19 protein-coding genes are annotated in these 17831 nt (G+C 71.3%); 12 read left to right on the top strand and 7 right to left on the bottom strand.

Features of this window, described 5'->3' with window-relative positions; genetic code table 11:
* Nucleotides 1–3 precede the first annotated feature (3 nt).
* Together recO and ACWD6P_RS01045 are read right to left on the bottom strand one after the other, a co-directional pair.
* Nucleotides 4–750, bottom strand: a complete 747-nt coding sequence (recO, locus tag ACWD6P_RS01050; RefSeq protein ID WP_451441850.1) for a DNA repair protein RecO — start codon at nucleotides 748–750, stop codon at nucleotides 4–6.
* 60 nt (nucleotides 751–810) lie between these two features.
* Nucleotides 811–1023 carry a hypothetical protein gene (locus ACWD6P_RS01045; protein ID WP_451441849.1) on the bottom strand — a complete coding sequence of 71 codons (213 nt, stop codon included), beginning with the start codon at nucleotides 1021–1023 and terminating at the stop codon, nucleotides 811–813.
* A gap of 130 nt (nucleotides 1024–1153) precedes the next feature.
* On the opposite strand from ACWD6P_RS01045, the gene ACWD6P_RS01040 reads away from it, so the two are divergent.
* From ACWD6P_RS01040 to ACWD6P_RS01005, 8 genes are all read left to right on the top strand, one after another.
* Nucleotides 1154–1987 carry a helix-turn-helix domain-containing protein gene (locus ACWD6P_RS01040; RefSeq protein ID WP_451441848.1) on the top strand — a complete coding sequence of 278 codons (834 nt, stop codon included), beginning with the start codon at nucleotides 1154–1156 and terminating at the stop codon, nucleotides 1985–1987.
* Nucleotides 1969–2259, top strand: a complete 291-nt coding sequence (locus ACWD6P_RS01035; protein WP_451441847.1) for a DUF397 domain-containing protein — start codon at nucleotides 1969–1971, stop codon at nucleotides 2257–2259. Before ACWD6P_RS01040 ends, ACWD6P_RS01035 begins: the two co-directional genes overlap by 19 nt.
* A gap of 237 nt (nucleotides 2260–2496) precedes the next feature.
* Nucleotides 2497–3999, top strand: a complete 1503-nt coding sequence (locus ACWD6P_RS01030) for an ATP-binding protein (RefSeq protein ID WP_451441846.1) — start codon at nucleotides 2497–2499, stop codon at nucleotides 3997–3999.
* Nucleotides 3996–4424 carry a roadblock/LC7 domain-containing protein gene (locus ACWD6P_RS01025; RefSeq protein ID WP_451441845.1) on the top strand — a complete coding sequence of 143 codons (429 nt, stop codon included), beginning with the start codon at nucleotides 3996–3998 and terminating at the stop codon, nucleotides 4422–4424. The genes ACWD6P_RS01030 and ACWD6P_RS01025 overlap by 4 nt, the downstream gene beginning before the upstream one ends.
* Nucleotides 4421–4783 carry a DUF742 domain-containing protein gene (locus ACWD6P_RS01020; RefSeq protein WP_451441844.1) on the top strand — a complete coding sequence of 121 codons (363 nt, stop codon included), beginning with the start codon at nucleotides 4421–4423 and terminating at the stop codon, nucleotides 4781–4783. Before ACWD6P_RS01025 ends, ACWD6P_RS01020 begins: the two co-directional genes overlap by 4 nt.
* 22 nt (nucleotides 4784–4805) lie before the next feature.
* Complete coding sequence (locus tag ACWD6P_RS01015; protein WP_451441843.1) at nucleotides 4806–5384, top strand: GTP-binding protein; 579 nt, start codon at nucleotides 4806–4808, stop codon at nucleotides 5382–5384.
* Nucleotides 5381–6760: a cytochrome P450 gene (locus tag ACWD6P_RS01010; protein WP_451441842.1), complete on the top strand. Its 1380-nt coding sequence runs from the start codon at nucleotides 5381–5383 to the stop codon at nucleotides 6758–6760. The genes ACWD6P_RS01015 and ACWD6P_RS01010 overlap by 4 nt, the downstream gene beginning before the upstream one ends.
* On the top strand, nucleotides 6676–7917 hold the full coding sequence (locus ACWD6P_RS01005; protein ID WP_451441841.1) for a cytochrome P450 family protein: 1242 nt from the start codon (nucleotides 6676–6678) through the stop codon (nucleotides 7915–7917). Before ACWD6P_RS01010 ends, ACWD6P_RS01005 begins: the two co-directional genes overlap by 85 nt.
* A gap of 81 nt (nucleotides 7918–7998) precedes the next feature.
* Here the strand turns inward: ACWD6P_RS01005 and ACWD6P_RS01000 are convergent, their stop codons facing one another.
* From ACWD6P_RS01000 to leuA, 3 genes are all read right to left on the bottom strand, one after another.
* Nucleotides 7999–8706 carry a TerB family tellurite resistance protein gene (locus ACWD6P_RS01000; RefSeq protein WP_451441840.1) on the bottom strand — a complete coding sequence of 236 codons (708 nt, stop codon included), beginning with the start codon at nucleotides 8704–8706 and terminating at the stop codon, nucleotides 7999–8001.
* Between the two features lie 189 nt (nucleotides 8707–8895).
* Nucleotides 8896–9942 (bottom strand): SGNH/GDSL hydrolase family protein, encoded by a 1047-nt coding sequence (locus ACWD6P_RS00995; RefSeq protein WP_451441839.1) that lies wholly within the window; start codon nucleotides 9940–9942, stop codon nucleotides 8896–8898.
* Between the two features lie 187 nt (nucleotides 9943–10129).
* A complete protein-coding gene (leuA, locus tag ACWD6P_RS00990) occupies nucleotides 10130–11908 on the bottom strand; it encodes a 2-isopropylmalate synthase (protein WP_451441838.1) in 1779 nt (592 codons plus the stop codon).
* 304 nt (nucleotides 11909–12212) lie between these two features.
* Here leuA and ACWD6P_RS00985 point away from each other — a divergent pair, with 304 nt between their 5' ends.
* The 4 genes from ACWD6P_RS00985 (at nucleotide 12213) to ACWD6P_RS00970 (ending at nucleotide 16418) form a co-directional block, all read left to right on the top strand.
* The gene (locus ACWD6P_RS00985; protein ID WP_451441837.1) at nucleotides 12213–13298 is read left to right on the top strand and encodes a M4 family metallopeptidase; all 1086 of its coding nucleotides are present in this window, start codon (nucleotides 12213–12215) and stop codon (nucleotides 13296–13298) included.
* Between the two features lie 122 nt (nucleotides 13299–13420).
* Entirely contained in the window at nucleotides 13421–13687 is a 267-nt protein-coding gene (locus ACWD6P_RS00980) for a protealysin inhibitor emfourin (RefSeq protein ID WP_451441836.1), read from the top strand.
* A gap of 98 nt (nucleotides 13688–13785) precedes the next feature.
* Nucleotides 13786–15171: a GH1 family beta-glucosidase gene (locus ACWD6P_RS00975; RefSeq protein ID WP_451441835.1), complete on the top strand. Its 1386-nt coding sequence runs from the start codon at nucleotides 13786–13788 to the stop codon at nucleotides 15169–15171.
* The gene (locus tag ACWD6P_RS00970; protein ID WP_451441834.1) at nucleotides 15168–16418 is read left to right on the top strand and encodes an MFS transporter; all 1251 of its coding nucleotides are present in this window, start codon (nucleotides 15168–15170) and stop codon (nucleotides 16416–16418) included. Before ACWD6P_RS00975 ends, ACWD6P_RS00970 begins: the two co-directional genes overlap by 4 nt.
* A 41-nt stretch (nucleotides 16419–16459) precedes the next feature.
* Here ACWD6P_RS00970 and era read toward each other — a convergent pair whose 3' ends face one another.
* Both era and ACWD6P_RS00960 read right to left on the bottom strand, forming a co-directional pair.
* Nucleotides 16460–17398 (bottom strand): GTPase Era, encoded by a 939-nt coding sequence (gene era / locus ACWD6P_RS00965; RefSeq protein WP_451441833.1) that lies wholly within the window; start codon nucleotides 17396–17398, stop codon nucleotides 16460–16462.
* 53 nt (nucleotides 17399–17451) lie between these two features.
* Nucleotides 17452–17811, bottom strand: a complete 360-nt coding sequence (locus tag ACWD6P_RS00960) for a cytidine deaminase (protein ID WP_451441832.1) — start codon at nucleotides 17809–17811, stop codon at nucleotides 17452–17454.
* Between the last annotated feature and the right edge of the window lie 20 nt (nucleotides 17812–17831).

The following is a 17831-nucleotide window of genomic DNA, read 5'->3' as shown; positions in this document are numbered from 1 at the left end:
CTTCTACTGCTCTACGTACCGGAGGGAACGCAGGCCCCGCTCCAGATGCCAGTGCAGATACGCCGTGACCAGCCCGCTGCCCTCGCGGGCGTGGCGGGCCTCGCAGGCGTCCGCGGTCTCCCAGTCGCCGGTCAGCAGCGCGCTCAGGAGCCCGATGGCCTCTGAGGAGGGTACGACGCTTCCGGGCACCCGGCAGTCGCCGCAGATCACCCCGCCCGAAGCGACCGAAAAGAACCGGTTGGGACCGGGCAGCCCGCAGCGCGCACAGCTGTCGAAGCTCGGCGCGTAGCCGTTGACGGCGAGCGAGCGCAGCAGGAAGGCGTCCAGGACGAGGTGCGGTGCGTGCTCGCCGCGCGAGAGGGTCCGCAGACCGCCGACCAGCAGCAGATACTGCTGCACGGCCGGCTCGCCCTCATGATCGGTGAACCGCTCCGCGGTCTCCAGCATGGCCGTGCCGGCCGTGTAGCGCGCGTAGTCCGTGACGATCCCGCCACCGTACGCGGCGATCGTCTCGCTCTGCGTACACAGCGGCAGCCCGCGCCCGACGAGCTCGCTGCCGCGGGCGTAGAACTGCACGTCGACGTGCGAGAACGGCTCCAGCCGCGCCCCGAACTTCGACTTCGTACGCCGCACACCGCGCGCCACGGCCCGCACCCGGCCGTGCCCCCGGGTCAGCAGCGTGATGATCCGGTCCGCCTCACCCAGCTTCTGGGTGCGCAGCACGATGCCGTCGTCGCGGAACAGACTCATGGCGCCCATTCTCGCGCATGCGCGCCGCGCCCCGGGGCCGGGTGCCGGGGTCGGGTGCCGCTACGGCCGCTCCCCTCGTGATCGTTCCCCCAGCGCCACGGTCAGCTGCCGGGCGACCTCCATCGAGCAGCGTCCCAATTCGACGAGCGGCGGCATATAGCGGTGCGCGATCGAGACGGGGTCGGGGCGGAGCGACGGCAGGACGACGCCCGCGCGGGCGAGGGCCTCGCGCAATTCCGTCGTGACGGTTTCCACTTCCTTGATCTGCTGCATGATCGTCCGCGCCTTCCGTGAGGGGTTTTCACTGATTGCATGCAGAGCGTGACGGTGCGGAACTACGCTGCGCAATGGAATCGGCACGGGATCGGCACTACAACTGCCGTGCACACACAGGGAGTTAGCCATGGCCAATGGCTCGCGAATGGCGGCATGGGAACACTGGGGAGCGGAGCTCAAGTACCGGCGCGAACTCGCCGGGTTAACGCAGGACGCACTGGGACGGCGGGTGTTCGTCTCCGGCGGCTACATCGGCCAGTTCGAGCAGGCGATCCGCAAGCCGCAGCTGGATGTGGCGATCCGGATCGACGAGGTGCTACAAACCGACGGCTTTTTCGAGCGGGCGTGGCGGAAGCTGATTGACGATGCGCGTTACCCGCATTACTTCGCGGCAGTGGCCGACCTGGAGCGGTTAGCGACGAAGATCTGCGAGTTCGAGCCAATGATCGTGCCGGGGCTGCTGCAGACACCGTCGTACGCACAAGCGCTCCTGCTCGCAGGCAACCCGCTCGCGACGGACGAATACATCGACGACAAGGTCCGCGGCCGCCTGGACCGGGCTGTCATCCTCATGGACGCTTCACGGCCCGTCTACTGGGCCGTGCTACACGAGGCCGCCCTGCGGGTACCGGCAGGCGGTTCAAGCGTCATGGCTGAGCAACTGGAGCACATCTCGCAGCTCGCACGCGAGCGAAAGATCCTGCTGCAGGTTCTCCCGTTCGCGGCCGGGGCGCATCCGGTGATCGGCAAATCTCTGCGGCTCATGGAGTTCGGAGATGCCCCGCCAACCGCCTATACAGAAGGCCTGTATTCGGGGAATTTGCTGGACGATCCGGCCGTAGTGAAGCGCGTACAGCAGGACTACGATCTGCTCAGGGCCGCCGCACTGTCGCCGGAGGCGTCCCGGCCCCTGATCGAATCGGCGGCGGAGGACTTCAGACGATGCGTGAGCACGACCTGAGCGCCGCTCAGTGGCGTAAGAGCAGCTACAGCGACACCAATGGTGGCAACTGCATAGAGGTCGCTCACGACTTCCCTGGCGCCGCTCGGTGGCGCAAGAGCAGCTACAGCGACGACAAGGGCGGCGAGTGCATCGAGGTCTGCGACGGTCACCCCGGCCTCGTCCCCGTTCGCGACAGCAAGCGTCCGAACGGGCCCGCGATCGCCTTCCAGGCGCCCGCCTGGTCCGCTTTCGTAGACGCCGTCAAGAACGCCAGGTTCCGGGCCTCCTGACCGGTCTTCACCGGACGCGCACACCGAGTACATGTGGCCCCGACATCCCCCGGATGACGGGGCCACATCACGTCTGCGACCGGTCATCGCGGGCGGAACGTGACCTTCCGCACTTCTCAGTCAGGGCCTCAGATCGGCCCTCACGGCTCGTCAACTCCCCGGTAGCATCGCGTGATGATCGGCACCACGTAGCCGTGATGTCCGGCCGCCCCCTCAGTCCCCTTATAGAGGATCTCGATGACATCCATACCGGAGGCGCTGTTGTGGTGCCTCAGCGCAGGTACGGCCGCCGCCGTGGTCCTGGCGGCGATCTCGATCCGGGTACGCGGACAGCGCGATTCCCTGAGAGCGCGCCTGACCGCCGCTGAGGAACAGAACAGCGCCACGCTCCACAGCAATACGGAGCTGTCGGCCCGGCTGCGCGCCACCGAGGCCGAGATCCGGCACCTGGCCGGGACCCGGCTCCCCGACCTCACGATGGCGCTGGCCCACCCGCATGTGCCGGTGCGCGGGCTGCTGGACGCCCGGTTCGCCGGGTCGGAGACCGACCAGGCGCTCAGCGCCGTACTGGAGCAGGTCGGCGAGGCCATCACCAAGGAGCGCACGCGGGTCGACGCGGCCGCGCAGGCCACGCTCCGCGGCGCGACCACGACCATCCAGGCGCTGCTCTACCGGCTCCAGACGGCGCTTCAGGAGATGCAGCACCGCTACGACGACCCGAACGTCGCCCAGGACCTGCTGAACGCCGACTTCCTCAACGAGCAGGCGCTGCGGCGCATCCAGGCAACGGGTGTGGTGTGCGGAGCCTGGCCGGGGCTGACCCGGGAGGACTCCTACCTCGCCGAGCTGGTCGTCGGGGCCACGTCCCGGCTGCGCGGCTATGAGCGCGTCCAGGTCAGCAACCAGCTGCGCGACCCGGTCGCGGTGGTCGCGCGGGCCGTCGAGCCGATCGCGATCACGGTCACCGAGCTGCTGGCGAACGCGCTGCACCACTCGCACCGGGAACTGCCCGTCACCGTCACCCTGCAGCAGGGCAACCGCGGTGCGTCGGTCATCGTCGACGACTACGGCGTCGGGATGCACGACGACGAGATCAAGGCGGCGATGGAGCTGCTCTCGGGCGACGGAGACCTGCTGCTGACCCAGCTCGGTGACCCGCCGCGGTCCGGGTTCGCGGCGGCCGGCCAGCTCGTGCGCCAGTACGGCTTCGGGGTGCATGTCGAGCCGTCGCCCTACGGCGGGGTGCGCGCGGTCGTGTACATCCCGGGTGACCCCCTCCTCACCGTCCTCGACGAGAGCGCCCAGCCCATGTCCGTGATGGCTCCGATGCCCCGCCGTTCCGCGTCGCCGGAACGTTCCGCCTCCGTGCTGCCGACCGGTGCGAACACCTCCGCGCCCTCACACGCCGCGCCGTCGCACGCCGCACCGGCCGCGCCCGCGCCGTCGTACGGCACCCCCTCGCACGCCGAGGCCGCTCCGGCGCCGTACCAGGCCGACCCGGCCGGCGCCGCGCAGGCCGCCGCGCCCGCCGCCCCGTCCGAGGGTGAACTCCCGCGCCGGCGCCGCCGCAAGCCCGTGTCCGAAGCCGACGAGAGCGCTTCGCGTACCGAACCCCTCGCCCCGCGCTCCCCGGAGGAGACCGGATCCCGCTGGGCCGCGCTCCAGCGCGGTACCGAGTCCGGCCGGGCAGCCGTTCAGTCAGATCCCCCTCGCAGCCCCGAAGGGAACGCCCAGTCATGAACAGCCCCACCCGCCGCCGCGTCGCCGAGGACAAGTCCTGGGTGCTGGCGCCCCTCCTGGAGTTGCCGCATGTTATCCACGCAGCCGTGATCTCCGGCGACGGCTTCATCGAGGGCGCCTCGCCGGGTCTGACGCGGGACGCCTCCGAGGGCGTCGCCGCGATGATGTCCGCGCTGCAGGGCGCCGGACGCGCCGTCACCGCGGCGTTCGCCGGGAAGGACGACACCAGGCTGCGGCAGACCGTCATCGAGTCGGACGAGGGCTTCGTCTTCGCGATACCCGCCGGCGAGAACACCTGCCTGGCCGTCTTCGCCGGCCCGGAGGTGAACATGGGCGTCGTCGCGCACCACATGCAGATCCAGGTCTCGACCCTGGGCAGCAAGGTCATGAACAGCCCGGCTCGGGACCTCGGTACCCCGGCATGACGCCGCGCCAGAGCAGCGGACGGCGCCTCGTACCGGCCTATCTGGCGACCGGCGGACGCGCCCAGCCCAGCCGTAACACGTTGGACCGGCTCACCCTGCTGCACAGCGCGGGGATGCCGATCACCAGTGAGGTACGCCCGGAAGAGCACCGCATCCTGGAGCTGCTGCAGCCCGGGGCGCTGTCTCTGGCGGAGGTCGCCGCCCACCTTCACCTGCCCGTCAGCGTGGTGAAGGTGCTGGTGGCCGACCTCGTCGATGCCGGGCGGCTGCACGCCCGTGTCCCCATCCCCGAAGCCGAGCAATTCGACCGGCAGATCCTGGAGAGGGTTCTCGATGGACTCCGCTCTCTCAAGTCCTAGCACCGGTGGCACAACCGGCACCATGTACCTCTCCGGCGAGGACCAGACGCTGGTCAAGCTGCTGGTGGCGGGGCCGTTCGGGGTCGGCAAGACCACGCTCATCCGGGCGCTGTCCGAGACCCCGCCGCTGCACACCGAAGAGGTCATGACCCAGACCGGCGCGTTCGTCGACGATCTCGCCGGGGTCCGGGAGAAGACCACCACCACCGTCGCCATCGACTTCGGGCGGCTGACCCTGCCCGGGGACCTGGTGCTCTACCTGTTCGGCACGCCCGGGCAGAAGCGCTTCCGTCCCCTGTGGCAGGACATCGCCCGGGGCGCGCTGGGCGCCCTCGTCCTCGCGGACACCCGCCGGCTGGCGGACTCCTTCGAGGTGATGGACATCGTCGAGGAGGCCGGGCTGCGCTACGCGGTGGCCGTCAACACCTTCCCCGACGCGCCCCAGTACTCCGTCGACAAGCTCCGCGAGGCACTCGACCTGCACCCCGAGACGCCGCTGGTGCTGTGCGACGCACGCGACCGGGAGCAGTCCGTCGATGCGCTGATCGCGCTCGTCGGGCACGTTCTGGCCCACACCCCCGAGGAGAACCCGAACCCGTGACTTCCCCGCATCAGCCGGGAGCCGCCGTACCCCCGCCGGGCTGCCCGGCGCACGCCGCCCCGCCGCAGCATGCCATGGCCCACCACCCGCAGACGCCGGTGAAGCTCTACGGGCCGGAGTTCGCCACCGACCCGCGCCGCGTCTACGCCCAGCTGCGGCAGTACGGTGCGCTGGCGCCCGTGGAGATCGCTCCGGACGTGACCGCGATGCTGGTCACCGACTACCGCGCGGCGCTCGACCTGCTGCACGACGACAGCACCTGGTCGAAGGACTCCCGGGAGTGGATGACGACCGTCCCGGCGGACTCGCCGGTCATGCCGATGCTGATGTGGCGCCCCAACGTCTTCTTCAGCGACGGCCCGGCGCACGTCCGCTACCGGGACGTCATCGTCGACAGCTTCAAGCTGGTCGAGCCGCATGAGCTGCGCGCCCGCGTCCACCACGCCGCGGACACCCTGATCCAGCGCTTCGGCGCCACGGGCCAGGTCGACCTGATCGCCGAGTACGCGCGGCTGATCCCGCTGCTGATGTTCAACAACCTCTTCGGGCTGCCCGACTCCTACGGCGAGCGGCTGATCACGGCCCTCGCGGGGATGCTGGAGGGCAACTCCCCCGAGGAGGCGGCCGCCGCCAACGAGGCGTACACCAGCTACATCATGGAGCTGGTCGGCTCGAAGAAGGCCCAGCGGGGTCCCGACCTGACCTCCTGGTACATGGACCATCCCAACGGGCTGACGGACGAGGAACTGGTCCACCAGATCATCCTGACGATGGGCGCCGGCAACGAGCCGCTGGCCAATCTCATCGGCAACGCGCTCTCGCGGATGCTGTCCGACGACCGTTACTACAACACCCTCTCCGGCGGCGCGCTGACCGCGCACGACGCGATCAACGAGGTGCTGTGGAACGACCCGCCGCTGACCAACTACTCCGCGCACTACCCGGTCCGTGACGTCTTCTTCCACGGCACCTGGGTGCGCAAGGGCCAGCTGGTGATGGTGTCGTACGCGGCCGCCAACAGCCAGTTCGACACCGACTCGCTGGACGCGCCGGGCTCGGGCGGCGGCTCGCACCTGTCGTGGGCGGCCGGGCCGCACGCCTGCCCCGTCAAGCGGCATGCGCTGCTGATCGCCACCACCGCGATCGAACGCCTCACCGCCTGGCTGTCCGACATCGAACTCGCCGTGGGGGCCTCGGAGTTGCAGTGGCGCCACGGGGCGTTCCACCGCGCCCTCGTCGCCCTCCCGGCCCGCTTCACCCCCATCACCCCCGACCAGGCAGGAGCCACTCCATGGCACAACAGGGACAACAGCCCTACGTCATCGACGCGGTCGGAACCGACATCCACGGAGAGGCAGCCCGCCTCCGCGCACTAGGTCCGGCGGCGCTGGTCGAACTCCCCGGCGGCTTCGAGGCCTGGGCGATCACCAGCCACACCCTCCTCAAGGAACTGCTGACCGACGACCGGGTCTCCAAGAACCCCCGGGACCACTGGCCGGCCTGGCAGCGCGAGGACGTCCGCAGCAGCTGGCTGCAGACGTGGGTCGGCGTCACCAATATGTTCACCGCGTACGGGCCCGACCACCGCCGGCTGCGCAAGCTGATCGCCCCGGCGTTCACGGCCCGCCGTACGGACGCGATGCTCCCGCGCGTGGAGCGCATCACCCACGACCTGCTGGACGGGCTGGCCCGGCGCCCCGCGGGCTCGGTGGTGGACCTGCGCGCGGAGTTCACCCACCCCCTGCCCATGCAGGTCATCTGTGAGCTCTTCGGCGTCCCGGAGGGCGAGCCGCGCACCGAGCTGGCCCGCCTGATGGACGCGATCATGGACACCACGGCCACCCCGGAGCAGACGGCCGCGACGGGGGCGGGGGTGCACGCCCTGCTGTCCGGACTCGTCGCCGACAAGCGCGCGCAGCCCGCCGACGACCTCACCAGCCTCCTGGTCGCCGCCCGCGACGACGAGGGCCAGCAGATGACCGAGCAGGAGCTGCTCGACACCCTGCTGCTCGTCCTCGGTGCCGGCCACGAGACCACCGTCGACCTCATCGGCAACGCCGTGCACGCCCTGCTCACCCACCCCGAGCAGCTGAAGCTGGTGCTGTCGGGCCAGGTCCACTGGAACGACGTCATCGAGGAGACCCTGCGCTGGGCCCCCAGCATCGCCAGCCTCCCGCTGCGTTTCGCCGTGGACGACATCGACCTCCCGGGCGGTGCGACCATCCGCAAGGGCGAGGCGATCCTGCCGTCGTACGCGGCGGCCGGCCGCGACCCGGAGTTCCACGGCGAGGCCGCCGGCGACTTCGACATCCAGAGCACCGTCCAGGAGCACCTCGCCTTCGGCCACGGTGTCCACCGCTGCCTCGGTGCGCCCCTGGCCCGTCTGGAGGCCAGGATCGCCCTTCCGGCGCTCTTCGAGCGCTTCCCCGAGCTCGAACTGGGCGTGTCTGTCGAGGAGTTGGCGCCGACCAGCGGCTTCATATCGAGCGGTCTGCGGGCCCTGCCGATCCGTCTGGCGCCTGCCGCGTCCTGACCCCGTTCCGCAGCGCGCACGCCGGCGCCCCGCCACCTTCCGGGTGGCGGGGCGCCGGGCCGTATGGGGCGCGATCGTGCCTCAGGAGGGCGTACGGGCCGCCGCGAGCAGACGGTTGGTGTCGGCCGGGCGGAGCATCAGCGCGGCCCCGACCGTGGTGAGCGCCTCGCGTTCGGCGGGGGTGTAGGAGCCGTCGGCGAGGGCGATCCGGGCGCCCTGCAGGAGCAGCGATTCGCGGCCGGCGCGGGCGAGGTGCGGTGCGAGCGGCTCAAGGGACTCATGGAGCTCTATGGCCAGTGCGGTGCCGCAGGGGTCGAGGCCCGGGTGGCCGCAGTGGCCGCCGGTGACCGGGTCGTAGGTGCCGGTGAGGGTGCCGGTGTCGGCGTCCAGGGCGGCGAGGAGGGTGAGCAGCTGGTCCTCGGAGCAGTCCGCGTAGCCGGCCGCGCGGACCGTGTCGACGGCGGTGGTGCGCACCGCGCGGGAGGAGGTGCCGCCGGCGGCCAGCAGGGCGAGGGCGATGGTGTGGACGGCGTCGCGGAGCATCGCGGAGAAGCGGACGGTGGTGGGGTGGTCGAGGGCGTCCAGGCCGAAGTGGCCGTGGCAGGCGGAGCACTCCAGGACGGGGCCGGTGACGCCGCGGGAGAGCAGCGGGACGCCGAGGACGGTGAGGCGGCGCCGGCCGGTCCGGCGCAGGTAGTTGCGGTCCCCGCCGCAGTCCGGGCAGAAGAACTCGCCGTCGGCGACGGTACGCCAGGACGTGCGCACGCCCATCACACACATCTTGTGCATTTCGCGTCAGCCTCCATGCCCCGCTGCGGCCCCGTCGCCTATGGGACGTGATGTTAGCCACATGAGTGATGCGGCGTCAGCACCTCGTATCGGACAACCGGCGGGATGCGGCGGGGCTCCGCCCTTCCGGGGGAGAAGGGGCGGAGCTCCTTGACGTGGCGCGGGGCCGGGGCCGGGGCCGGGGCCGGGTCAGCCTCCCGAGGCCGGCGCCCGCAGCGCCTTGAGTACCTCGCGCGCCTGATTGTCCAGGCCCCGTGCGTTGGGGTGGACGAAGGTGCAGGCCTCACCCCTGCCGGGGACCGCGCGGCACAGGTCCGTCGGCGGGTCGGTCTGCTCACCGTCACCGGTGAGGTCGTCCTTGATCCCGTACATCCACTTCGTGTCGACGCTCTCGCACACGCCGTGGTCCACGCTGGTGCTGTAGGTGTCGACGTAGTCCGTGCCGTGGTCGCGCGCCTGCTTCTCCAGCAGGCCGTTGAGGCGCTGTTCGAGCCCGTCCACCCAGGGCATGTCGCGCTTGGCGATGGTGCCGAGCTGGTTCCAGTGCCCGTACCTGCAGCCGGAGGGGTCCGCGACGACGGCGGGGTAGCCGACGACGGCGATCTTCGCATGCCGCGCGGTCGCGCGGATCCTCGCCATCATCCGGCCGAAGTCGGCGTCGAGCTGGTCGAACCGGTCCTCCAGCCAGGCCGCTCCGGCTCCGTCGCCGGTGTAGTAGTCGGTACAGGGCTGCTGCAGCGGGGCGAAGAGGCCCAGTTTGAGGCACTGGGTCATGATGGGGCCGAAGCCGAGGGAGTTGCCGCCGATGCTGACGGTGACGTAGTCGGTGTCGCGGGACAATGCGTCGATCTGCGGGGCGAGGGCGTCCCAGCCGCCGGGCGGGGGGATCGTCGGCGGGCCGAGGACCTTCTCCGACGGCTGGGGCTCCAGGATCCCGTCGACGACCTCGGCCGCCCCGCAGGTGACGTCCGTCAGGTCGTAGCCGAGCCGCGCGGCGACCTGATGGGGGTAGTTGCGACCGGAGCGGCCGCAGCCGTCGTTGTCGGCATAGGTGTCGTTCCAGGGGCGGACGAACACCCCCGCGCTGTACGAGTCGCCCATCGCGACGTACTGGGGGCGGTCCACCGCCGGGGCCGGGGCCGCGGCCGCCGGCGGGAGCGCGGCGCCCACCACGGCGAGCGCGGCGGCCCCGGCCAGGGTCAGTCGAGCGAAGGCGGGCATGCGAAATCTGCTCATGTGCACGTCCTTGAGGTCCGCGCCGCGGGGTGTCCGACCGGCGCCCGCCATCGAACGTAACAAGAGAATTACGCAGAGTGACCGGCCGGGGATTTCAAACCCCACCTTCAGGTGGCCGGGGTGCACGACGGCGCCCCCGCGGCCCGGTGTGGGCTGCGGGGGCGCCGGGGAACGGGCTGCGCGTGGGTCAGCGGCCGGCGCGGTTGACCGCGGAGACGACCGCCTTCAGCGAGGCGCGCGTCGTGTTCGCGTCGATGCCGATGCCCCACAGCACCTTGTCGCCGATCGCGCACTCGATGTACGAGGCGGCCTGCGCGGAGGCGCCCTCGCTCATGGTGTGCTCCTGGTAGTCCAGCAGGCGTACGTCGACGCCGATGCCCTGCAGCGCGTCGAAGAACGCGGAGATCGGGCCGTTGCCGGAGCCCGTCAGGACGGTGTCCCGCCCGTCGACGACCGCCTCGACGGTCAGCGCGTCGATGCCGTCCCGGTCCGTCGTGGTCTGGCCGTTCTTGACCTGGATACGGCCCCACGGGTTCTCGGGGTTGGGCAGGTACTCGTCCTGGAAGACGGACCAGATGGCGGCCGGGGTGACCTCGCCGCCCTCGGTGTCGGTCTTCTCCTGGATGATCCGGGAGAACTCGATCTGCATCCGGCGCGGCAGGTCCAGCTTGTGGTCGTTCTTCAGCACGTAGGCGATACCGCCCTTGCCGGACTGCGAGTTGACGCGGATGACGGCCTCGTAGGAGCGGCCGACGTCCTTGGGGTCGATGGGCAGGTACGGGACCGCCCACTCGATCTCGTCCACGGTCTTGCCGGCGGCGGCCGCCTCGGCCTCCATGGCGTCGAAGCCCTTCTTGATGGCGTCCTGGTGGGAGCCGGAGAAGGCGGTGTAGACCAGGTCGCCCGCGTAGGGGTGGCGGGGGTGGATCTCCATCTGGTTGCAGTACTCGGACGTGCGGCGGATCTCGTCGATCTGCGAGAAGTCGATCTGCGGGTCGACGCCCTGGGAGAACAGGTTCATGCCCAGCGTCACCAGGTCGACGTTGCCGGTGCGCTCGCCCTGGCCGAACAGGCAGCCCTCGATGCGGTCGGCGCCGGCCATGATGGCCAGCTCGGCGGCGGCCACGGCCGTGCCGCGGTCGTTGTGCGGGTGCACGGACAGGCAGATGTGCTCGCGGCGGGACAGGTTGCGCGACATCCACTCGAAGCGGTCGGCGTGCGTCGAGGGCGTCGAACGCTCCACGGTGGCGGGCAGGTTGAGGATGATCTCGCGCCCCTCCTCCGGCTGCCAGACGTCCATGACGCCCTCGCAGACCTCCAGCGCGAAGTCCAGTTCGGTGTCGGTGAAGATCTCCGGCGAGTACTGGTACCCGAAGACCGTCTCGTCGCCCAGCAGCTTGTCGGCGTACTCCATCACCAGCCGCGTACCGTCCACCGCGATCTGCTTGACCTGCTCCTTCGAGCCGCGGAAGACGACCCGGCGGAAGGTGGGGGCGGTGGCGTTGTACAGATGGACGGTGGCGCGGTGGGCACCGCGCAGCGACTCGACGGTCCGCTCGATGAGCTCCTCGCGGGCCTGGGTCAGGACGGAGATCGTCACGTCCTCGGGGATCGCGCCCTCTTCGATGATGGAGCGGACGAACGCGAAGTCCGTCTCCCCGGAGGACGGGAAGCCGACCTCGATCTCCTTGTAGCCCATGCGCACCAGCAGGTCGAACATCTCGCGCTTGCGGGCCGGCGACATCGGGTCGATCAGCGCCTGGTTGCCGTCCCGCAGGTCGGTCGACAGCCAGCGGGGCGCGACGGTGATGCGGTTGTCAGGCCAGGTGCGGTCGGGGATGTCGACGGCTTCGTACGGGCCGTATTTGTGGATCGGCATCCCGGAGGGGCGCTGCAGCCGCGTGGCGTTGGTGACCGGGGTGCGGCGGCCGACGGCGTTGGCTGCGGGGCTCGACGGGTTCGTCATGGTGCGTGGGGCTCCTCGTATGTCCGCTGTGGGGGCACGGCCGACGGGGCGAAAGATCGCAACACCGAACTCCGCGGGGAGGGGGTCGGCCTACGACTACAGGCCCTCGCCGCGGCAGCTAAGGAGAAGCAGCCCGAAACGCATGATGCACAGCACCCTAGCTGAGGTACGCCCTGAGTGGCGGGTGCGTATCAGTATGCGGGACCGTGCCGGACGTTACGGCCTAAATGCGACGAACCACACATATTCAGGAATCTCAACCGCGGGCAGTGACATGTGAACTACACAGTGCCACCGTTTGTTCATGGACTCCAACGAGACGAGCAAAAAGGCCGCCGCCCCCACCCCCGTCTTCTGCACGATCATCCCGCCGCACATCCTCGACAACCTGGCCCAGTCCGACGACCCGGCCCGGCACGAGCCCGCCCGCCGCACCCTGGAGCACGACCACCTGCGCCGCACCCGGCGCCGCGAGATCGCCGCCGAGGGCCCCACCCCCGGTGAGCCCGGCGCCGCCGCCGACAAGCCGAACCGCACCGTCTACGACGCCGAGCACCGCGAGGACCTGCCCGGCACCAAGGTGCACGCCGAGTCCGACGGCCCCTCCACGGACGCCTCCGTCAACCGCGCCCACGCGGGTCTGGGCGCCACCTTCGAGCTCTTCCTCAAGGCCTACGGCCGCAAGTCCATCGACGGCGCCGGCCTGGCGCTCGACGCCACCGTCCACTACGGCGAGAAGTACAACAACGCCTTCTGGGACGGCGAGCGGATGGTCTTCGGCGACGGCGACAACGACCTCTTCGTGGACTTCACCATCCCCGTCGACGTGATCGGCCACGAGCTGACCCACGGCGTCACCCAGTACACCGCCAACCTCGACTACCAGGGCCAGTCCGGCGCCCTCAACGAGTCCGTCTCCGATGTCTTCGGCGCCCTGATCAAGCAGTACGCCCTCGGCCAGACCGCCGACCAGGCCGACTGGCTGATCGGCGCCGACCTGCTCGGCCCGGGCGTCGACAAGGGCACGGCCCTGCGCTCCATGAAGGCGCCCGGGACGGCGTACGACGACGACGTCCTCGGCAAGGACCCGCAGCCCGCCACCATGGAGGGCTATGTCGACACCACCGACGACAACGGCGGTGTACACATCAACTCCGGCATCCCCAACCACGCCTTCTACCTGGTCGCCAGCGCCCTCGGCGGCAAGGCCTGGGAGCGCGCGGGCCAGATCTGGTACGACGTGCTGACCGGCGGCGAGCTCGCCCAAAACGCCGCCTTCGCTGACTTCGCCCGGCTCACCGTCGCGGCCGCCCGCGCCCGCTTCGGCACCGGCAACGAGCTCAAGGCCGTGGAGGAGGCCTGGAACAAGGTCGGCGTCCCCACCACGTAGGACGTAGGAGGCGGACGGGGCGGGGGCGTCCGGCAGGCGCTCCGGCCCCGCCCGCGACTACCGTGGCCACAGGGGGTAGGAGCCCCTTCGCGGGGCGCCCGAAGACGTCGGAGGAGTCCGTTATGCGCATCCACATCCACCGCACCGGCGGCTTCGCGGGCGTCGACCGCCGCGCCGAGATCGACACCGCCGACCTCCCCGACGCCGACGACTGGCGCAGCCTCGCCGAGCGGGCCGTCGCCACCGCCCACACCGAGCCCCCCATCGGCGTCCCCGACGGCTTCAGCTACCAGATCACCGTCGACGGCAACACGGTGTACTGCTCCGATCCCCGCCTCACGGCCGAGCAGCGCACACTGATCACACGGGTGATGAAGGAAGGGGCGTAGTGGCACAGGGCTGCCGGCCGCGCCGCGCCGACCGCGGCCCAACTCCCCCTCTGCGCACCCCCCTTGACACTGTTACCGGCGGTCAAGAAGATCCGGCCATGACTACGGTGCCGGTCTCGCCCGCCTCGCTGCCGCGCTTCCCCCGGGACTTCGTGTGGGGCGTGTCCACATCCGCCGCGCAGATCGAGGGGGCGGTGGACGAGGGCGGGCGGGGGCTCTCCGCCTGGGACGTGTTCGCCGCGCAGGCCGGACGGATCAAGGACGGGTCGGACGCGCGGGTGGCCACCGACCACTACCACCGGTACCGCGAGGACGTCGGTCTGGTCAAAGGGCTCGGGGTCGGGGCCTACCGCTTCTCGGTGGCCTGGCCGCGGGTGGTGCCGGACGGCGGCGGCGCGGTCAACGAGGCCGGGCTGGACTTCTACGACCGGCTGGTGGACGAGCTGCTGGCGGCCGGGGTCGAGCCGGTGCCGACGCTGTTCCACTGGGACACCCCGCAGGCGCTGGAGGAGCGCGGCGGCTGGCTCGTGCGGGAGACCGCCGAGCGCTTCGCGGCGTACGCGGACGTGGTGGCGGCGCGCCTCGGGGACCGGGTGGGACGGTGGATCACCCTCAACGAGCCCGCCGAACTGACGTTGCTGGGGTACGGGCTGGGGCAGCACGCGCCCGGGCGCACGCTGCTGTTCGAGGCGCTGCCGGCGGCACACCATCAGCTGCTGGGGCACGGGCTGGCCGTGGCGGCGCTGCGCGCCCGGGGAGCGGGCGGTATCGGCATCGCCAACTCGCACGGCCCGACCTGGGCGGCCTCGGACGACGAGGCGGACACCTCGGCCGCCGGGCTCTACGACCTGCTGCTCAACCGGCTGTTCGCGGAACCGCTGCTGCTGGGGCGGTACCCGGGCGGGGAGCTGGAGCTCGCGGAGCTGCTGCCGGGGGCCGTCGCCGAGGATCTGAAGGTCATCGCGCAGCCGCTGGACTGGTACGGGATCAACTACTACCAGCCGACGCTGGTGGGGGCTCCCGGAGAAGCGGGCGGCGGCGGTCCCGCCGAGTTCGGGGGGATCGAGATCCCGGCCGGGCTGCCCTTCGCGCCCCGGGAGATCGAGGGCTACCCGCGGACCGACTTCGGGTGGCCGGTGGTGCCGCAGGCGCTGACCGAGCTGCTGGTGTCGTTCCACGAACGGTACGGGGACCGGCTGCCGCCCCTGGTCATCACCGAGAACGGGTGCGCGTACGAAGGGGTGGAGGACGGGGAGCGGATCGCGTTCCTGGACGGGCACCTGAGGGCCCTGCACGCGGCCATGGCGGCCGGGGTGGACGTCCGGGGCTACTTCGTGTGGTCCCTGCTGGACAACTTCGAGTGGGCGGAGGGCTACGCGCGGCGGTTCGGGCTGGTGCGCGTGGACTACGACACGCTGGCGCGCACGCCGAAGGCGTCGTACCACTGGCTGCGGGACGTCCTGCGGGAGCAGGCCGGCGGATGAGCGGACCGGCGGTTCCGGGCGCGCTCGCGGAGCCGTCGGAGCGGGTGGGGCGCGGCTGGATCGCCGCGTTGTCGCTGGCGAACGGTGCGCTCTGCGTCGGGTGGTACGGGCCGCTGCAGATCCTGCTCGCGTCCCAGGCCGCGGAGCTGACGCCGGCCGGCACGGCCAAGGAGTCGGTGCTGGCGTGGGTGACGGGGGCGGGGGCCGCCGTCTCGGTGATCGCCAACCCGCTGTTCGGGGCGCTGTCGGACCGTACGACCTCGCGGTTCGGGCGGCGGACGCCCTGGACGGTCGCCGGGATCGCCGGCGGGGCCGCGGCCCTGGTGCTGCTGGCGGGGGCGCGCACGGTGCCGGTGATGGCGCTGGGGTGGTGTCTGGTGCAGCTCACCCTCAACGCGGCGTTCGCGGCGGTCACGGCATCGGTCCCCGACCGGGTGCCGCAGCGGCAGCGGGGAGCGGTGGGCGGCTGGCTGGGCGCCGCGCAGATCCTGGGGGTGGTGGCCGGGGCGGGGCTGGCGACGGCCGGGGGCGGGGTGGCCGGCGGATATCTGGCCTGCGCCGCGTTCGCCGTGCTGGGGGCCCTGCCGTATGTGCTGGTGCACCGGGATCCGGTGCTGCCCGCGGCGCGGCGGCCGGCGCTGAGCCGGCGGGACTTCCTCGGCGGGTTCTGGATCAGCCCGCGCCGCCATCCCGACCTGGGCTGGGCCTGGCTGACCCGGTTCCTGATCAACCTGGGCAACGCGCTGGCGCTGCTGTACCTGCTGTACTACCTGCGGGATGTGCTGCGGCGGCCGGACCCGGACGGCGGGGTGCTGGTGCTGACCGCCGTCAACGGCGCCACCTTGCTGGCCACGGTCGTCGTGGGCGGGATCTGGTCGGACCGGACCGGGCGGCGGCAGCCGTTCGTGCTGTGGGCCGGGGTGATCATGACGGTGGCCACCGGGCTGCTCGCCGTATGGCAGACCTGGACGGGGGCACTGTGCGCCGCGGCGCTGCTCGGCGTCGGGTTCGGGGTGTTCACCTCGGTCGACTTCGCGCTGATGGCGGATGTGCTGCCGGCCGCCGCGCACCGCGGCAAGGACCTCGGCCTGATCAACATCGCCAACTCGCTGCCGCAGGTCGCCGCCCCGGCCCTGGCCGCGCCGATCGTCGGCTACCTCGGCGGCTACCGGGTGCTCTACGGCGTCGCGGCGGCCACCGGGCTGGTCGGGGCGCTGCTGGTGCGGCGGATCCGCGGTGTGCCGTAACGGCGCGCGGACCGGCCGGGCTCAGCGCTGAGCGGCCCGCCTCAGAAGCCCAGCTTCCGCAGCTGCTTCGGGTCGCGCTGCCAGTCCTTCGCCACCTTGACGTGCAGATCGAGGAAGACCGGCGTGCCCAGCAGCGCCTCGATGTGCTTGCGCGACTTGGTGCCGACCTCCTTCAGGCGCTTGCCCTTGGGGCCGATGATGATGCCCTTCTGGCTGGGGCGCTCGATGTAGACATTGGCGTGGATGTCGAGCAGCGGCTTGTCGGCGGGGCGGTCCTCGCGCGGCAGCATCTCCTCGACGACCACCGCGATCGAGTGCGGCAGCTCGTCGCGTACGCCCTCCAGCGCGGCCTCGCGGATCAGCTCGGCGACCATGACCTGCTCGGGCTCGTCGGTGAGGTCGCCCTCCGGGTAGAGCGCCGGGCCCTCCGGGAGGAGCGGGACGAGGAGGTCGGCCAGGAGCGAGACCTGGGCGTCGCCCACCGCCGAGACCGGGATGATCTCGGCCCACTCGATGCCCAGCTCCTTGCCGAGCTGGTCGATGGCGATCAGCTGGGCGGCCAGCGCCTTGGAGTCGACCAGGTCGGTCTTGGTGACGATGGCGACCTTGGGGGTCTTCTTGATGTCGGCCAGCTCACCGGCGATATAGCGGTCGCCGGGGCCGATCTTCTGGTCGGCGGGCAGACAGAAGCCGATGACGTCGACCTCGGACCAGGTGGTCCGTACGACGTCGTTCAGCCGCTCACCGAGCAGCGTGCGGGGCTTGTGCAGACCCGGGGTGTCGACGAGGACCAGCTGGGCCTCGGGGCGGTGCACGATGCCGCGCACCGTGTGGCGGGTGGTCTGCGGCCGGTTCGAGGTGATCGCGACCTTCGTCCCGACGAGAGCGTTCGTCAGGGTGGACTTGCCCGCGTTGGGGCGGCCGACGAAGCAGGCGAAGCCGGCGCGGTGCGGGACGGAGGAGTCTGTACGAACGCTCATGGCGCCCATTCTCCCCGATCCGGGGCACCGCTCCGACCACGCCGTGCTGCGTGCTACGCGTCGCCCGCCGGGACCGTGGCGCGCAGGGTGCCGTCCGGGCCGGCGACCAGTACGGGCGTCGCGGACCCGCCGAGGTCGCGTACGGCCGCGCGGTCCGCGGCGGAGGCGTGCTCGGCGTCGGTGACCACGGCCGCGGCCTCCAGGGACGTGGCGCCGCTGGCGACGGCCATCGCCACGGCCGTCTGGAGCGCGCTGAGCTGCAGCGAGTCCAGGGCGACGGTGCCGGCGACATAGGTGCGGCCGGTCTCGTCGCGTACGGCGGCGCCCTCGGGCACGCCGTTGCGCGCCCGCGCCGAGCGCGCCAGCGTGATGATCTTGCGGTCTTCGGGGTCCAGCGAAGCGGCTTCGGTCATACGGGCGAGCATATCGACGC

Source organism: Streptomyces sp. NPDC002446 (assembly GCF_053595675.1).
The sequence above is the reverse complement of the archived record's forward strand: the minus strand, read 5'-3'. Positions and strand labels throughout refer to the sequence as shown.

Excerpts from the sequence above, each read along its gene's own strand:
- recO (WP_451441850.1), bottom strand. The coding sequence starts at position 750 with ATGAGTCTGTTCCGCGACGACGGCATCGTGCTGCGCACCCAGAAGCTG.
- ACWD6P_RS01045 (WP_451441849.1), bottom strand. The coding sequence starts at position 1,023 with ATGCAGCAGATCAAGGAAGTGGAAACCGTCACGACGGAATTGCGCGAG.
- ACWD6P_RS01040 (WP_451441848.1), top strand. The coding sequence starts at position 1,154 with ATGGCCAATGGCTCGCGAATGGCGGCATGGGAACACTGGGGAGCGGAG.
- ACWD6P_RS01035 (WP_451441847.1), top strand. The coding sequence starts at position 1,969 with ATGCGTGAGCACGACCTGAGCGCCGCTCAGTGGCGTAAGAGCAGCTAC.
- ACWD6P_RS01030 (WP_451441846.1), top strand. The coding sequence starts at position 2,497 with ATGACATCCATACCGGAGGCGCTGTTGTGGTGCCTCAGCGCAGGTACG.
- ACWD6P_RS01025 (WP_451441845.1), top strand. The coding sequence starts at position 3,996 with ATGAACAGCCCCACCCGCCGCCGCGTCGCCGAGGACAAGTCCTGGGTG.
- ACWD6P_RS01020 (WP_451441844.1), top strand. The coding sequence starts at position 4,421 with ATGACGCCGCGCCAGAGCAGCGGACGGCGCCTCGTACCGGCCTATCTG.
- ACWD6P_RS01015 (WP_451441843.1), top strand. The coding sequence starts at position 4,806 with ATGTACCTCTCCGGCGAGGACCAGACGCTGGTCAAGCTGCTGGTGGCG.
- ACWD6P_RS01005 (WP_451441841.1), top strand. The coding sequence starts at position 6,676 with ATGGCACAACAGGGACAACAGCCCTACGTCATCGACGCGGTCGGAACC.
- ACWD6P_RS01000 (WP_451441840.1), bottom strand. The coding sequence starts at position 8,706 with ATGCACAAGATGTGTGTGATGGGCGTGCGCACGTCCTGGCGTACCGTC.
- ACWD6P_RS00995 (WP_451441839.1), bottom strand. The coding sequence starts at position 9,942 with ATGAGCAGATTTCGCATGCCCGCCTTCGCTCGACTGACCCTGGCCGGG.
- leuA (WP_451441838.1), bottom strand. The coding sequence starts at position 11,908 with ATGACGAACCCGTCGAGCCCCGCAGCCAACGCCGTCGGCCGCCGCACC.
- ACWD6P_RS00985 (WP_451441837.1), top strand. The coding sequence starts at position 12,213 with ATGGACTCCAACGAGACGAGCAAAAAGGCCGCCGCCCCCACCCCCGTC.
- ACWD6P_RS00980 (WP_451441836.1), top strand. The coding sequence starts at position 13,421 with ATGCGCATCCACATCCACCGCACCGGCGGCTTCGCGGGCGTCGACCGC.
- ACWD6P_RS00975 (WP_451441835.1), top strand. The coding sequence starts at position 13,786 with ATGACTACGGTGCCGGTCTCGCCCGCCTCGCTGCCGCGCTTCCCCCGG.
- ACWD6P_RS00970 (WP_451441834.1), top strand. The coding sequence starts at position 15,168 with ATGAGCGGACCGGCGGTTCCGGGCGCGCTCGCGGAGCCGTCGGAGCGG.
- era (WP_451441833.1), bottom strand. The coding sequence starts at position 17,398 with ATGAGCGTTCGTACAGACTCCTCCGTCCCGCACCGCGCCGGCTTCGCC.
- ACWD6P_RS00960 (WP_451441832.1), bottom strand. The coding sequence starts at position 17,811 with ATGACCGAAGCCGCTTCGCTGGACCCCGAAGACCGCAAGATCATCACG.